This is a genomic window from Cyanobium sp. HWJ4-Hawea (assembly GCF_024345815.1).
In the GTDB taxonomy this organism is placed as follows: Bacteria; Cyanobacteriota; Cyanobacteriia; order PCC-6307; family Cyanobiaceae; genus Cyanobium_A.
The window spans coordinates 1-13,941 of sequence record NZ_JAGQBV010000054.1 but is presented as its reverse complement, the minus strand read 5'-3'; the positions used below and the strand labels follow the sequence as shown (position 1 = coordinate 13,941).

Below are 13,941 nucleotides of genomic sequence, written 5' to 3'. Positions count from 1 at the left end.
TGGCTGTGCAGGGTCACCGCCACCGCAAACCAGATCGCACCGGCGATCACCACAAACACATCCACCACCAGCAGGCTGTCGAAGGCGTTTTTGACCCGCTGCAACCTGGTTTCCATCTACCTGGTGATTGGAACTAACGCCATGATCGCCGCCGCCATGGCCCCACTGCCACCGATCGGGCCAATCCGCTCGGCGCCGATGCGCTCCAGGCCCTGGCGCCAGTCGCCCCCATCGGCCCATTGGCCAGCCAGCAGTTGGCTGGCCAGCTCTGCTGTGGCCTCGAGGGTGCCAGGGGCGCCGCTGGGGCCGATCGCACAGCAAACGCCCGGGCCCAGGAGCCTGCGCTGGGCTTCCGCGAAGCTGGCCGTGAACTGGGGGCCTGGGCCGCAGAGTTGCAGCACGGGCTTTGCCAAGCCCACCGCCTGTTCGCTGGCCGTGCCCGCACTGGCGAGCACCAGGTCTGAATCCTGCAGGATCTCCCCAAAGCTCCCCCAGCCCAGCTCCAGCCGCAGGCTGCCGCGTTGCAGTACGTGGGTGCCCTCTCCTGCGGGCTGCTCCAGCTGCCAGCCCAGGCGGCCGGCCTGCACCTCCAGCTGCTGCTGATCTAGGGCCGACACCAGCGCCACCCGCAGCCTCAGCCGCCCAGGCTGCTGCAGTTGCGAAGGCAGGCGCTCCAGCACCTGCAGCATCAGCAGCAGATTTTGCAGGGCCTCTGGCATGCGGCTGCCCGGCAGTAGGGCCAGGGTTTGGCGGCCATGCGGCCTGGCTTCAGGGCTCGGGCCACTTGCGAGCGTTGGCAGCCCATCCATGAATGGATTGCCGAGGAAGCGCACGCAGCGGCCCAGTTGGCCGCTGAGGTCCTGGGCCGTTAGCTGATCCCGGCTCCAGATCTCCAGGATCCTTTTGGAGCGCAGCAGCCAGCCGCAGGGCCAGGGCAGCCGCAGCTGACCCTCGTAGTGGCTGGAGTAGGCCACCAGATACACCGCTCCCGGCAGGCCACTCAGCCAGAGCCCCAGCACCGGCAGCAGATCCCCCACGGCGATCACCAGCCCAAACTGGCTCCTGTGGCGCCTAAGCCAAAGCAGGCGCCCCAGCAGGTAGGCCCACTGACCCTCCCGGATCTCCCGCAGCTGCCCCCTAAGGCTGGTGTAACCCAAGCCCCCCGTGCTGCATTCGCGGGTGCGGCCCAGCACTTCAATCCCCGCCTGCAGATAGGCCCGGCCATGGCCCACCAGGGGTAGGGCCAGCACCCTCTGGCCCTGGGCCCCTAGGGCCTGGCCGATTAGGGAGCCGCTGAGATCCTCCCCATGGCCATTGCTGAGCAGCAGCAGGGGCTTGGGGGTTACCTCAAACGAAGCTCTCAAAGGGCCAGCCAGTCCCTCACCTTGTCCATGGCCTGCCAGCCCGGCTTGCGCCGCAGGCCATCGGCCATCGATTCCTGCAGTTCTTCTGCCATCTCGGGGGCCATCACCAGCACCCTTTGCACCATCTCGATGTGCTCGCGCACGCCCTTGGCGCCGGTTTCGAGCATGGCCAGGCTGAGGTTGATCCGGGCCTGGGGGTCCTGGGGGTTTAGGCGCACCGCCGCCTTGGCGGCCTTGAGGGCATCAATTGGTTGGTTTTCCAGCAGCAGCAACCAGGCCAGGCAGGTCCAACCGGCGGATTGGTTGGGCTGTTGGCGGGTAATGGCGATGAAGTCGTCGATTACTTCAGCCGCCGGGGCGCCCTGCTGGTAGCGGCCGATGGCCGCCTCAAACAGGGAGCTCTCTTCGCTGGTTTGGGCTTCGGAGCCTGGGGATGCCGTCATGGCAAGCGCCGTGCGCGTATCTGCTTCAGATTCCCATGCCGGCCGCGGCTTGGGGCCTCACACCGCAAAGGAACTGCCGCAGCCGCAGGTTTGGGTGGCGTTGGGGTTGGTGAAGTTGAAGCCACCCCCAATCAGGGCCGTGGAGAAATCCAGCTGCATTCCATAGATGTAGAGCAGGCTCTTGGGATCGCAGATCACCAAAAAGCTGGGGGCATTGGCCGGTTCGTAGGTGTACTGCTCGTCGTCGGCCTGGATTTCGGAGTGATCCACAAAATCCATGGTGTAGCTCATGCCGCTGCAGCCGCCGGAGCGCACACCCACCCGCAAAACCTGGTTTGCACCCTGCTGCTGCATCAGGTTGCCCAGCTGTTTCATGGCTGGCTCCGTAACCAGGATTCCCTTGCCGTCTTTGGCGGTGTGGGGGGCTGGAATGGTGGCGGTACCGGTGGTCATGGCTGCGGCCGCAACGCTAAAGATCCCCCAACTCTATGGATGCTTCCGCTGGCCTGCCGTTTCTGGGCCAGGGCGGCCCTTTTTGGGAGCAGCCTTTCTGATTGCGGTTTTGGCGGGCGAATCCATAGAGTCGGGCCACATCGCTGGGCAGTAGGTGCGCGTCGCCATCGTGGGAGCAGGGCTGGCCGGGCTGTCGGCGGCCGTGGATCTGGTGGAAGCGGGCCACCAGGTCGACCTCTATGAGGCCCGCCCCTTCATGGGCGGCAAGGTGGGCAGCTGGGTAGATGCCGAAGGCAACCACATCGAGATGGGGTTGCATGTTTTCTTCTTCAACTACGCCAATTTGTTTGCCCTGATGCGCAAGGTGGGGGCCTTCGAAAACCTGCTCCCCAAGGACCACACCCACCTGTTTGTGAATAAGGGCGGCGACCTGCGCGAGCTCGACTTTCGCTTCCCAATCGGTGCCCCCTTCAATGGCCTGAAGGCCTTTTTCACCACCCCCCAGCTCGACTGGCTCGACAAACTACGCAACGCCCTGGCCCTGGGCACCAGCCCGATCGTGCTTGGTCTGGTGGATTACGAGGGGGCCATGAAGGTGATTCGCGATCTCGATCGCATCAGCTTCCAGGATTGGTTTGTGGGCCATGGCGGCAGTGAGCAGAGCATCCGCCGCCTCTGGAATCCGATCGCCTATGCCCTCGGCTTCATTGATTGCGAGGCGATCTCCGCCCGCTGCATGCTCACCATCTTCATGATGTTTGCCTCCAAAACCGAGGCCTCCAAACTCAACCTGCTCAAGGGCTCACCGCACCGCTGGCTGACGGGCCCGATCCTCGATTACATCCAGGAGCGCGGCGCCAAGCTCCACCTGCGCCACCGGGTAAGCCAGGTGCACTACGAGGAGGGTGAAAATCTCCGGGTTACCGGCCTCACCCTGGGCACCCCCGAGGGCGATGTGCAGGTGCAGGCGGATTGCTACCTGGCGGCCTGCGATGTGCCGGGCATTCAGCGCCTGTTGCCCGAGGCCTGGCGCCAGCATGCCCAGTTCGATGCCATCTACAAGCTAGAAGCCGTGCCGGTGGCCACCGTTCAGCTGCGCTACGACGGCTGGGTGACCGAATTGGGTGATTCCCCTGACGCCACCACCAAGCGCCACGACCTGGCCCACGCCAGTGGCCTCGACAACCTTCTCTACACAGCCGACGCCGATTTCAGCTGCTTTGCCGACCTGGCCCTGGCCAGCCCCGCCGACTACCGCAAGGAGGGCCAGGGTTCGCTGCTGCAGTGCGTCCTAACCCCAGGGGACCCCTGGATCCCCAAGAAAACCGAGGAGATTGTGGCGGCCACCGATGCCCAGGTGCGCAGCCTGTTCCCATCGGCCCAGGGGCTCACGCTGGTCTGGAGCAACGTGGTCAAGCTGGCCCAGTCGTTGTATCGAGAAGCCCCCGGCATGGAGCCCTACCGCCCCGACCAACGCACCCCCATCCCTAACTTCTTCTTGGCCGGCAGCTACACCAAGCAGGACTACATCGACTCGATGGAGGGTGCCACGATGAGCGGTCGCCTGGCGGCGGCGGCAATTTTGGATCGTCCTGTGCAGCTGGCCGCCAATCCAGCTTCCTCAACCCCGGCTAATTCCTGAGCAGAACCCATGGGCCGTTGGCTTGAGCACAGTGTGACCACCCAGATCGATGCCCCGGTGGAGCAGGTCTGGGAGGTGTGGAGTGATCTGGAGGCGATGCCCCAGTGGATGCGTTGGATTGAGTCGGTGACCACCCTCGATGATCCCGACCTCACCGACTGGACCCTGGCGGCCCAGGGTTTTCGCTTCCACTGGAAGGCGCGGATCACCCAGCGGGTCGAGGCCCAGCAACTGCACTGGCAATCCGTAGGGGGGCTGCCCACCAAGGGGGCGGTGCGCTTCTATCCCCAGGAGGATGGCGCCACCTCCGTCAAGCTCAGCGTCAGCTATGAGCTACCCGGGGTATTGGCACCCCTGATGGAACCGAGCATCCTGGGGGGAATAGTCACTAAGGAGCTCCAGGCCAACCTTGACCGTTTTCGCGACCTGGTGCAAAGCCGTTATCCCGGCCCTGCTGCTGGCGGGGTGTAGCTCCTTTGCGGGCCCCCATGCCAATTCCCCTTCTTCCCTCCCCCCAGCCCCTGTTGCCCTAGGGCCCAGGCCCGCCAGCCAGGGGCATTTGGCCGGGCTCAAGGCCCTGCCAACCCCTGCCCAGGTGGAGGCTTCGGTGCCGATCGGCCGCCGGGATCCCTTCGCCCCGATTGCCGCCAGCGGTAGGCAGGCAAACGCCCAGGCTGCCCTTCCCGCCGGTTTTCGTTTTAGCGGGGTGGTGCGCAGCGGCGGCCAGGTGCAGGCCCTTGTGCAATTTGGCAATTTGAGCGGCACCTTGAGCGCCGGCCAGCAGGGTGGCCGCAGCACTGACCTTTTGCCCCCGGGCTGGAAGGTGGCCAGGGTTGATGGGCAGCGCGGTCGCCTGCTGCTGCTCAATGGTGGCCAATCAGTGGTGGCAGAGCTCTAGAGGGCCCTGGCGCAGGCCGCCACCAGGCCCTCCAGATCGTGGGGGTCGGCCTCCCCATCCACCCGGCCCAGTAAATCCAGGCAACAGCGGCTGGTTTGGGGGCCGATCGAGACCACCGCCACCCCCTCGAGCTGTTGCCGCCAGCTGGGGCCGTAGGCCGCCTCGAGCATTTCGCAGGTGTGGCGCACGGTTTTGCCACTGCTGAAGGTGATCGCATCCAGCCCCTTTTGCTCTAGGGCCGCCAATGCCGCGCTGGGTAGGCCCTTGGGGCAACGGGTTTCGTAGGCCGCCACCTCCACCACCCGGGCGCCGGCCTCCGCAAATGCTTCGGCCAGCAGGGTGCGGCCGCCGCTTTGCACCCGGGGCAGCAGCAACCTCAACCCCCAGCCCGAAACCGGAAAGTGCTCCAGCAGGCTGTCGGCCACAAAGGCCGGTGGGATGAAATCGGCCCCGGCGCCCAGCTCCTCCAGTTGGATTGCCGTTTTGCGGCCCACCGCTGCGATCTTCAGGCTCCTGGGGCGGTGGGCCAGGCAGCTGCCCAGCCGTTTGAGGCGCTGCTCCACGGCGCTGACGCCATTGCCGCTGGAGAAGATCAGCCAGTGGAAGCTGTCGAGCTCGGCGAGGGCGTCATCGAGGGGGCCCCATTCATCCGGTGGCCCCACCACCAGGGCCGGCAGATCCAGCACCTGGGCGCCGGCTGCCTCGAACAAACGGCGCGCTTCCCCGAGCTGGGTTTCGGCCCTGGTTACGGCCACCCTGCGGCCAGCTAGGGGCAGAGGGCTCATGGCACCCCAGGGGCATTGAGATTGACCATGGCCCCGGCCTGTTGTTGGAGGGCAGCGGCCTCATCGTGGCGGTTTTGCTCCTTCAGCAGCTGGATCGCCCGGCGCAGCCCCGAGCGCGCACCTTCGATGTCGCCCCTGACCAAAAGGGCCACCCCCAGGTTTTGCTGGGCCGAAGCATGGTTTGGATCCAGCTCCAAAACCCGGCCATAGGCAGCGATGGCTCCTGCCACATCGCCCCGCTGGCGCTCGGCAATCCCGAGGTTGTACCAGCCCAGGGCCACCTCCGGCGCGGCCTGGGTGGCCTGCCTGCAGAGCTGGGCCGCAGGTGCTGGCTGGCCCGCCTCGAGCAGGAGCGCCGCCAAATTGAGCAGGGCCGCCAGCAGGAGCCGGGGCGGCAGGGGCAGGGCCAGGGCCCGTTGGTAGAGCTCGGCGGCCCTTTGGGGATCGGTTGGCGCCAGAGCAATCCCCAGGTGCAGCAGCAGTTCGTAGCGCTCGGGATGGGCTTCTGCCGGGCAATGGGTCAGCCCCAGCTCCAGCAGCTCGAGCCCTCGCCGCAGATTTCCTTCGCCCACCTCCAGGCTGCCCAACTTGGCGCAGGCATAGGGATCGCCGGGGCGTGCGGCCAGGTCGGCCTCCATGGCCTGCCGCAGCCGGGCCGCCTTTTGGCCCGCCGCCAATAGTTCGGGTCGGTAGCCGTCGTGCACCAGGGCCGGCACCGGGCAATCGACCACCCGCCAATGGGGTTCCCGCTCCAGCAGGGCAATCACGCTGTCGTCGATCATTGAGTGATATGGCCGGCTCCAGCCCAGGGCTGGATGGCGCCTAAACAGTCGACTCACACTCGAATAGGGCGACTGCAGGGCCCCCTGCTCAAAGCGCAGCAGGTTGATCACCAGCAGCTCTGGATCGGCCATCAGCTCCTGCAGGGGGGCCTTGGCGGCCTCCTGCAGCTGCTCATCGGCATCCAGCACCAGCACCCAGTCGCCGCTCAGGTGCTCGAGGGCGGCATTGCGAGCCGGTGCAAAATCCCCCGGCCATGCCAGGTGGTGCACCACGGCGCCGCAGCGCTGGGCAATGGCCACGGTGTCGTCGAGGGAGCCGGTGTCGAGCAGCACCATTTCATCGACAAAACCTGCCACCGAAGCCAGACAGCCTTCGATCCGCTCGGCCTCATCCCGCACGATCATCGAAAGGCTGAGCATGGGCTAGTCGGTGAAGCCGCCTTGGCCTTCAGTGTCGCCCACCCCAAGGCTTGCCAGGGCTTCCGCCTGGGCGAGGGGCATTTGACCAGGGCTGTAGGCGGCGGGGATCTGGGTGGCCAGCAGGGGCCTAAGGCCCTGCCAGAGATAGGGGCTGCCGTACACCACCAACCCGGCCAGTTGGCCGCGGGTCTGCAACTGCTGCACCACTTCGGCCCAGGGTTCTTCGGCCCCAGCGCTGCCGCGAAAGGGGTTGCCCCGCACAAAAAGCTGGAGCAACACCGCCGGGCTGTCCGGCTGTGCAACGCCTGGCAAGCGCTCCAGGGCCAGGGGCGCCTGGGGATCGCCGCTCCAGGGCGATGGGGAGTGGCGATCGAGCAGGCAGGTCTGCATGCCGGCGGCCCCAGGCAGGTTCAGGGCCGGGGCCGTTAGGGGCAAAAAGGGCGCCGATAGGGCGTTGTCGCAGCGGATCAGGTTCACGCTGGCCTGGCCGGGTCTGGGCCGGCTCCAGCGGGGCCCCTGGCGCTCGAGGCTGGCCTGCACCAACTCCAGGGCCAGGGCCTGATCCGGCTCCAGGGGCGGCAGGTTTGGTGGGCCTGCTGGGGAAGTGGCGATCTCGGTGGAGGCCAGGGCCCGCTGCCGTCGGGCGGCCGAAGCCTCCAGGGACCTGAGGTCCAATCTGCCCTCCTCCAGGGCGGTGGCGATCGCCGCCATGGCCAGGTCCGCATCGCCTGGCATCAGCACCAGGTCTGCACCCGCCGCCAGGGCCAACACGGCCGCTTCGCCCACCCCATAGCGGCCCGCAATTGCCTCCATCACCAGCGCATCGGTCACGATCAGTCCGTCGAAACCCAGTCCCTGGCGCAGCAGGCCGCTCAGCACCGCCCGCGACAGGGTCGCCGGCAGCTCGGCATCAAGGGCCGGCAGCATCAGGTGGGCCGTCATCACCGCTGCCACTCCGGCGGCAATGGCCGAGCGGAAGGGGGGTAACTCCACCGCCTCCAGCCGATCTCGGGAGTGGGCAATCAGCGGCAACTCCAGGTGCGAATCGGTGGCGGTGTCGCCATGGCCGGGAAAATGCTTGGCGCAGGCCAGCACCCCTTCCGCCTGGACACCACGGCAGAAGCCGGCGGCCAGTTCGGCGGCGGCATCAGGCCCTTCGCCCCAGGCCCGCACGTTGATCACCGGGTTGGCTGGGTTGTTATTCACATCGCAGACCGGCCCCAGCACCCAGTTGAGGCCCAATGCCCTGGCATCCCTGCCCGTGCAGCGCCCATAGCGCTCGGCCAGGGCCGTGGCCCGGCCTGGGTCGCGGCGGTGCAGCTGGCCCAGGGCCAGGGGGGGCACCAGCCAGGTGGCCCCCTCAAAGCGCTGGCCCACCCCCTCTTCCACATCGGCACAAAGCAGCAGGGGCTTGCCCGCCCACCGGCGCAACTGGGCGGTGCGTTCGCGAACCTCCGTGGCGCTGCCGCCGAGCAGGATCACTCCGCCCACCCCCTCTTCAAGCAGCCGCTGCAACTCGGCGTTGGTCAGTTCCCAGCGGGGATAGCGGCGTTGGCCGTCGGCCAGGTGGCCGCTGGCGCGCACCACGATCAGGCTGCGGATTAGGTCAGAGGTCACTGCCCTCGGGGGGCTCGCCCTTCTCCAGGCGCACCTCTTCCAGCTTGTTGAGCAGGCTCAAGACAGAAGTGCCCCTTTCGAGGCCACGGTCGAGCACAAACAACACATCGGGGGTGCGGCGCATCTTCAGCCGCCTGCCCAATTCCCCCTTCACAAATGGCGTGGCCGATTTGAGGCCGGCAATGGCCTCCTGGCGCTCGTCTTCGCTGCCGAAGACACTCACAAAAATCTTGCAGTGCTGCAGATCGCCAGCCACCTCCACGTTGGTGACGCTCACCATGCCCTGGCTAACCCTTTCGTCCCTGATGCCAGCCACCAGCATTTCGCTGATTTCGCGGCGGATCATGGAGGCCACGCGCTCCACCCTTCGGCTTTGGGCCATCGCTAAGCCACCGGTGTGGTGTTCACCATCGCATGCAGGATCAACGCCAGGCTGAGCATGCCGCTCACGCCAGCCCCAATCAGGGCGACGGCGGTCACGGGGTTACGGCCCCGGGCGGCTAGGGGTTCCAGCACCGAATTGGCCAATCCCAACCCAAACGCCACCAAATAGCGCGGGTAACGGGTCACGTTGAGGAAGAAGTCCTTCATCGCTGGGCTGGTTGCATTGAGTCGGGAGGGCCAATAGCTGGTTCGTGGTAGCTACTCTGCCCGCCAAAGCCGGCGATGTCGATGCAGCTGCACCAGTTTCGCCATTCCCCCTTCTGCGCCAAGGTGCGTTTGGTGCTGGCCTTCAAGCGCCTCGATTACAGCGTGGTCGAGGTGACGCCAGGGTTGGGCCAGATTTCCCTGTTCCAGCTTTCCGGCCAGCGCCAGGTACCGGTGCTGGTGGATGGCCCGGAGGTGATTGCCGATTCCAGTGCCATTGCCCTCTATTTAGAAGATAAATTCCCGACCCCGGCCCTGCTGCCCGCCGATCCTCTGCTGCGTTCCAGGGCGCTGCTCCTAGAGGATTGGGCCGACACCTCCCTGGCCTCGGGCGCCCGCATGGCCCTGCTCCAGGCCGCTGCCCTCGACCCCCAGTTGCGCTCCGAGCTGTTGCCTGAGGCCACCCCTGAATTGGTCAAGCAGTTTGTCGACAAGGTGCCAAATCGTCTGTTTGGCGGCCTTGGTGATGCCCTCGGCAGCGTGATGGGTGCTGCGGAACGCCAGCACCTGCAGGCCAACCTCCAGCAACTGGCAGTGATGGTGGCCGCTGGCCCCTACCTGGTGGGTTCTTCCCTCAGCCTTGCCGACCTGGCGGTGGCTGCCCAACTGGCTTTTTGCCAGGTGCCGGGCCTGGCAGATCACCCCCTGTTGGAGCCGCTGTTTAGCTGGCGTGATCGAATCGAAGCCGAGACATCTCCAGCCTGATCCCCCACTAACCATGTCCGATCCCCTGCTTCGAGCCCTCGACCACTACGTGGTGCTTGAGCCGGCGGGGGCCGAAAGGATTCTCACGGCCGCCGAAACCCTGGCTTGGCTTGAGAAGCAGCTCGGAGAGCTGGACGCCCTGCCTGCCGATTTACGGGGGCTGCCAACGGCGACGCAGCAGGCCAGGCGCCTGTTGGAGACGGCCTGTGAATTGGAGCTGGAGCCGGGGCGCACCATCCAGTGGTTTGCCGTGCGTATTGAACCGCCTAGTTGAGCGACTGGGTCAGCTCCCCATCCCCATTGCGCAGCACCGCAGGCTGCTGGGGGGCTTCGCCCCGGGCTTTGAGGATTGTGGGGAGGGCCGTCAGCACCGCTTCCGCCACCTCCTGGGGGGTTTCATCCTGTTGCTCGATCACCAGATCCGCCTGGGCGTATAGGGCTTGGCGTTGGGCGATTAGTTCCCTGAGCCGGGCACCCGGATCCGGGCTCTGCATCAGCGGCCGCGGCGTGGGGTCCTGCTGGATCCGCTCCAGCAGCCGCTCCGCACTGGCATCGAGCCAGATCACCACCCCCTGGCGCAGGTGGCCCCAGTTTTCTGGCCTGGTCACCGCGCCACCGCCCGTGGCCACCACCAGGGAATGCCAGCTGGCAATTTGGTTCAAAACGCCCGTTTCCAGCTGGCGAAAGTCGCTTTCCCCATCGCTGGCAAAGATCTCGGCAATTGTCCGTCCGGCGGCCCGTTCGAGGGTGCTGTCGGCATCGATAAACCGGTAGCCAAGGGCCGTGGCTAAGGGCCGCCCCACTGCGCTTTTGCCCGTGCCCATCATCCCCACCAGATAGAGGTTGAGGCCGGCCAGGCGCTTGGCCAGGCTGCTATGGGGGGCGGCGGTCATGGCCGATATCGCCGGGGGTAATCCTGCGTTTCTAGGATGGAGGGCCTCAGAGGGTTGGCAATGCCAAGCCATGGCCAGGGCAGGCCCTGCGTGATTACGCGCCGAGCCACCTTTAGTGCCAGCCATCTCTATTGCCTTCCGGAGTTGGATGGCGAGCAAAACCGGGCCCGCTTTGGACCCTGCAGCATCGCCCCAGGCCACGGCCACAACTACGAATTGGTGGTGGCGATGGCGGGTCCCCTCGATGCCGATGGCATGGTGCTCAACCTCTCTGACGTGAAGCACGCCATTCGCTCCGAGGTGACGGCCCAGCTGGATTTCCGTTTTCTCAACGACACCTGGCCCGAGTTCGATCTCAGCCTCCCCGGCGGCTGCCTACCCACCACCGAAGCCCTGGCCCTGGCCATTTGGCGGCGCCTGGCGCCCCATTTGCCCGTGGTGGGTCTTCGCCTGTTTGAACAATCCAACCTCTGGGCCGACCTGCTGGCCGATTCCATGGAAGCTTTCCTCTCGATTCGCACCCACTTCGCCGCCGCCCACCGCCTGGCCCGGCCCGAGCTCTCCCAGGGGGAAAACGAAGAGATCTACGGAAAGTGCGCCCGGCCCCACGGCCACGGCCACAACTACCTGCTCGATGTGACAGTGCGGGGTTCGATTGATCCGCGCACCGGCATGGTCTGTGACCTGGCGGCCCTGCAGCAGCTGGTTCAAGACCTGGTAGTGGAGCCCTTTGACCACACCTTCCTCAACAAGGACGTGGCCTTCTTCGCCGATTGCGTGCCCACGGCCGAAAACATCGCCCTGCACATTGCTGATCTGCTCACGGCCCCCATCGCGGAGATCGGCGCCAAGCTTCACAAGGTGCGCCTGCAGGAAAGCCCGAACAACGCCGCCGAGGTGTTCGCAGAATCACCGCGCCTCGAAATGGTGCCCGCAGCCCTGGAGGCCCTGGTCGCCGGTTGAATCGGCCCGAGCTGCGCTTGGTCCTGGCGACCAGCCTGGATGGGCGCCTGGCGCCGCCAGAGGGGGGCGCGGCCCAGTTGGGTGGCCAGGGGGACCGGCGGGCCCTGGAGGAGGCCCTGGCCTGGGCTGATGGCTGCCTGATTGGCGCCGAGACCCTGCGTCGCCACGGTAGTACCTGTTTGATTCGAGCGGCCGATCTGCTGGCGCAGCGCCTGGCGGCAGGCCGATCGCCCCAGCCAGCGGCCCTGGTGCTCAGCCGCAATGGCCAGCTGCCCGCCGAATTGCCCTTTTTTCAGCAGCCCCTGGAGCGCTGGCTGTTGGTGCCCCCAGGCCTGGAAATCCCAGCCAACGGGCAATTTCAGCGGCACTGGTCCCTGGGCCCTTGGCCGGATCTGTGGGCCGGCTGCTGGCAAGCGGGCCTCGAGCGGTTGGTGGTCCTGGGTGGGGCCCAGGTGGCCAGCCAGCTGTTGGCGGGGCAGTGGATCGACGAGCTCCAGCTCACCCTCTGCCCCTCCCTGCTGGGCGGTCCCCATGGCTGGATCCCCTGGCAGGGGGGGGAGGCCCCTGGCGGCAGCAGCTGGCGCCTGGTTGAGCACAGGCCCCTTGGCGGAGAAGAATTGCTCCTGCGCTACCGGCGGGCCTAGGGCTTGGCTGGGCCTAGGGCTTGGTTTTGTTGAAGCCTGTAGCCAGCTCCAGCAGCGGCACCTCGTTGAGGCTGTCGGCCGGCAGGCCCAACATCTTGGCCAGACAGCGCTTAACCACCAGCTCGCTCTGGCTGCCGAATTGGCCCTGGATCAATTCGGAGATCACCCCCAGGCTGTGGCCAGTGGCATCGGTTTCCTCCACCAGGCAGGCGCTGGTTGGTTTGGCCAGTTGCTGGCAGGGCGATTGCAGCTTGGCCGCCAGGGCCCCATTCCCAGCCGAACCCTTCTCCACACACACCTTGGTCAGCTTGGCCTCCAACTGGGGCCGCATCAGCTGCAGCACCGGTAGGAGCAGCCCCGCCTGGGCCGGCCCCTGCAGGGCCAGGACAATTCCGATCAGGTTTCCTGTCAGCCAGGGGGCAGGGGGGCGCATCTAAATAAAGGCCGCCATGGCCCAGGCACTCTGGTTAGTTTTGCGGTTCGTTGACCGCCCTGTGTGCTGGAGGCCCGCTGGCATTCCTCCATGGTCGAGTTTCCCGAGGCCACCTGGGATTGTTTGGCTGCGGGAATACCGTTTTTTAGTTGGCGCTGGCTGCACCAACTGGAGGCCAGTGGCAGCATCGTGCCGCGCCAGGGTTGGCAGAGCTGCCATCTGGGGCTTTGGCGCGGCGAACAGCTGATTGCAGCAGCACCGCTCTATCTCAAGGGCCACAGCTACGGCGAATTTGTCTTCGACCAGAGCTTTGCCCAACTCGCCGGCCAGCTGGGCCTGCGCTACTACCCGAAGTTGGTGGGGATGAGCCCGCTCAGCCCCGTCCAGGGCTATCGCTTCCTGATCGACCCCTCCGAAGACCCGGCCGAAATCACGGCCCTGATGCTCCAGCAGGTGGAGGCCTTTTGCCGGCAGCAGAGGCTCTTGAGCTGCAATTTTCTCTACGTGGATCCGGCCTGGCAGCCCCTGGTGGAGGCCTCCGGCTGGGCCCCCTGGGTGAACCAGCAAAGCCAATGGGTCAATCCCGGTTTTGAAGATTTCAACGGCTATCTGGCCAGTTTCAATGCCAACCAGCGCCGCAACATCAAGCGGGAACGCCAGGCCGTGGCCGCGGCGGGCCTGCAGGTCAGCCCGGTGGTGGGCGAAGAAATCACCCCGGCGCTAATGGAGCGCATGCATTACTTCTACGGCCAGCACTGCAGCCGTTGGGGTGCCTGGGGCAGCAAGTACCTGACCGAAGAGTTTTTTACCTCCTCCACAGCGGATCTAAGGGCCAACTTGGTGCTGTTCAGTGCCCACCTTGGCGATCCCCAGGAACCCGTGGCGATGTCGCTTTGCGTCCACACCCCCGACCAGCTTTGGGGCCGCTACTGGGGCAGTGAGATGGAAATCGACTGCCTGCACTTTGAGGTTTGTTACTACGCCCCGATCGCCTGGGCGATTTCCCGCGGCATTCGCCAGTTCGATCCAGGGGCTGGCGGTAGCCACAAGAGGCGCCGCGGCTTTGTGGCTGAGCCGCGCACCAGCCTGCATGCCTGGTTTGAACCGCAATTCGATGCAATCCTGCGTCGCTGGCTGCCGGGAGCCAACATCGAAATGGGCCTGGAAATCGAAGCTGTAAACGGGGAACTGCCCTTCACCGCTTCCTACGATCCACCCCATGCCTGAAGCCCCCTCCAGCCGCCAAGCCCG

18 protein-coding genes are annotated in these 13,941 nt (G+C 66.0%); 8 read left to right on the top strand and 10 right to left on the bottom strand.

Translation table 11 applies throughout. The features are described from left to right. Nucleotides 1–116 precede the first annotated feature (116 nt). From KBY58_RS10955 to KBY58_RS10945, 3 genes are read right to left on the bottom strand one after another with little or no spacing between them, the layout of a single operon-like run. Nucleotides 117–1,364, bottom strand: coding sequence for a lipid-A-disaccharide synthase-related protein (locus KBY58_RS10955; RefSeq protein ID WP_255004363.1), 1,248 nt, complete (start codon nt 1,362–1,364; stop codon nt 117–119). Continuing rightward, nucleotides 1,361–1,807, bottom strand: coding sequence for a hypothetical protein (locus KBY58_RS10950; RefSeq protein WP_255004362.1), 447 nt, complete (start codon nt 1,805–1,807; stop codon nt 1,361–1,363). The genes KBY58_RS10955 and KBY58_RS10950 overlap by 4 nt, the downstream gene beginning before the upstream one ends. Nucleotides 1,808–1,864: 57 nt before the next feature. Further along, complete coding sequence (locus tag KBY58_RS10945; protein WP_255004361.1) at nt 1,865–2,260, bottom strand: HesB/IscA family protein; 396 nt, start codon at nt 2,258–2,260, stop codon at nt 1,865–1,867. 154 nt (nt 2,261–2,414) lie between these two features. Between KBY58_RS10945 and zds the strand changes: the two genes are divergently transcribed. From zds to KBY58_RS10930, 3 genes are read left to right on the top strand one after another with little or no spacing between them, the layout of a single operon-like run. Further along, entirely contained in the window at nt 2,415–3,902 is a 1,488-nt protein-coding gene (zds, locus tag KBY58_RS10940) for a 9,9'-di-cis-zeta-carotene desaturase (protein ID WP_255004360.1), read from the top strand. Nucleotides 3,903–3,911: 9 nt separating this feature from the next. Then, nucleotides 3,912–4,373 (top strand): SRPBCC family protein, encoded by a 462-nt coding sequence (locus tag KBY58_RS10935; RefSeq protein WP_254934088.1) that lies wholly within the window; start codon nt 3,912–3,914, stop codon nt 4,371–4,373. Then, nucleotides 4,312–4,800, top strand: a complete 489-nt coding sequence (locus tag KBY58_RS10930; protein WP_255004359.1) for a hypothetical protein — start codon at nt 4,312–4,314, stop codon at nt 4,798–4,800. The genes KBY58_RS10935 and KBY58_RS10930 overlap by 62 nt, the downstream gene beginning before the upstream one ends. Here KBY58_RS10930 and KBY58_RS10925 read toward each other — a convergent pair. The 5 genes from KBY58_RS10925 to KBY58_RS10905 are packed head-to-tail and all read right to left on the bottom strand — an operon-like array spanning nt 4,797 to nt 8,995. Next, the gene (locus KBY58_RS10925) at nt 4,797–5,585 is read right to left on the bottom strand and encodes a uroporphyrinogen-III synthase (protein WP_254934086.1); all 789 of its coding nucleotides are present in this window, start codon (nt 5,583–5,585) and stop codon (nt 4,797–4,799) included. The two genes, KBY58_RS10930 and KBY58_RS10925, sit on opposite strands and share 4 nt — an antisense overlap. Next, complete coding sequence (locus KBY58_RS10920; RefSeq protein ID WP_255004357.1) at nt 5,582–6,787, bottom strand: glycosyltransferase; 1,206 nt, start codon at nt 6,785–6,787, stop codon at nt 5,582–5,584. Before KBY58_RS10920 ends, KBY58_RS10925 begins: the two co-directional genes overlap by 4 nt. A 3-nt stretch (nt 6,788–6,790) precedes the next feature. After that, nucleotides 6,791–8,404, bottom strand: coding sequence for a glycoside hydrolase family 3 N-terminal domain-containing protein (locus KBY58_RS10915; protein WP_255004355.1), 1,614 nt, complete (start codon nt 8,402–8,404; stop codon nt 6,791–6,793). Beyond that, on the bottom strand, nt 8,394–8,786 hold the full coding sequence (gene rbfA / locus KBY58_RS10910) for a 30S ribosome-binding factor RbfA (protein WP_254934083.1): 393 nt from the start codon (nt 8,784–8,786) through the stop codon (nt 8,394–8,396). The genes KBY58_RS10915 and rbfA overlap by 11 nt, the downstream gene beginning before the upstream one ends. Nucleotides 8,787–8,788: 2 nt before the next feature. Then, nucleotides 8,789–8,995: a DUF751 family protein gene (locus KBY58_RS10905; RefSeq protein ID WP_255004353.1), complete on the bottom strand. Its 207-nt coding sequence runs from the start codon at nt 8,993–8,995 to the stop codon at nt 8,789–8,791. An 81-nt stretch (nt 8,996–9,076) separates the two neighbouring features. Between KBY58_RS10905 and KBY58_RS10900 the strand changes: the two genes are divergently transcribed. Together KBY58_RS10900 and KBY58_RS10895 are read left to right on the top strand one after the other, a co-directional pair. Next, nucleotides 9,077–9,757, top strand: coding sequence for a glutathione S-transferase family protein (locus KBY58_RS10900; RefSeq protein ID WP_255004364.1), 681 nt, complete (start codon nt 9,077–9,079; stop codon nt 9,755–9,757). 13 nt (nt 9,758–9,770) lie between these two features. Continuing rightward, entirely contained in the window at nt 9,771–10,031 is a 261-nt protein-coding gene (locus KBY58_RS10895) for a chlororespiratory reduction protein 7 (protein ID WP_255004351.1), read from the top strand. Here the strand turns inward: KBY58_RS10895 and KBY58_RS10890 are convergent. Next, a complete protein-coding gene (locus KBY58_RS10890) occupies nt 10,024–10,650 on the bottom strand; it encodes a shikimate kinase (RefSeq protein WP_255004350.1) in 627 nt (208 codons plus the stop codon). The two genes, KBY58_RS10895 and KBY58_RS10890, sit on opposite strands and share 8 nt — an antisense overlap. 36 nt (nt 10,651–10,686) lie before the next feature. On the opposite strand from KBY58_RS10890, the gene KBY58_RS10885 reads away from it, so the two are divergent. Both KBY58_RS10885 and KBY58_RS10880 read left to right on the top strand, forming a co-directional pair. Further along, nucleotides 10,687–11,613, top strand: a complete 927-nt coding sequence (locus KBY58_RS10885) for a 6-carboxytetrahydropterin synthase (RefSeq protein WP_409995751.1) — start codon at nt 10,687–10,689, stop codon at nt 11,611–11,613. Beyond that, on the top strand, nt 11,610–12,257 hold the full coding sequence (locus tag KBY58_RS10880; RefSeq protein WP_255004348.1) for a RibD family protein: 648 nt from the start codon (nt 11,610–11,612) through the stop codon (nt 12,255–12,257). The genes KBY58_RS10885 and KBY58_RS10880 overlap by 4 nt, the downstream gene beginning before the upstream one ends. A 13-nt stretch (nt 12,258–12,270) precedes the next feature. Here the strand turns inward: KBY58_RS10880 and KBY58_RS10875 are convergent, their stop codons facing one another. Further along, complete coding sequence (locus tag KBY58_RS10875) at nt 12,271–12,690, bottom strand: hypothetical protein (protein ID WP_255004347.1); 420 nt, start codon at nt 12,688–12,690, stop codon at nt 12,271–12,273. A 90-nt stretch (nt 12,691–12,780) separates the two neighbouring features. Between KBY58_RS10875 and KBY58_RS10870 the strand changes: the two genes are divergently transcribed. Then, a complete protein-coding gene (locus tag KBY58_RS10870) occupies nt 12,781–13,917 on the top strand; it encodes a GNAT family N-acetyltransferase (RefSeq protein WP_255004346.1) in 1,137 nt (378 codons plus the stop codon). The last annotated feature ends 24 nt before the right edge of the window (nt 13,918–13,941 follow it).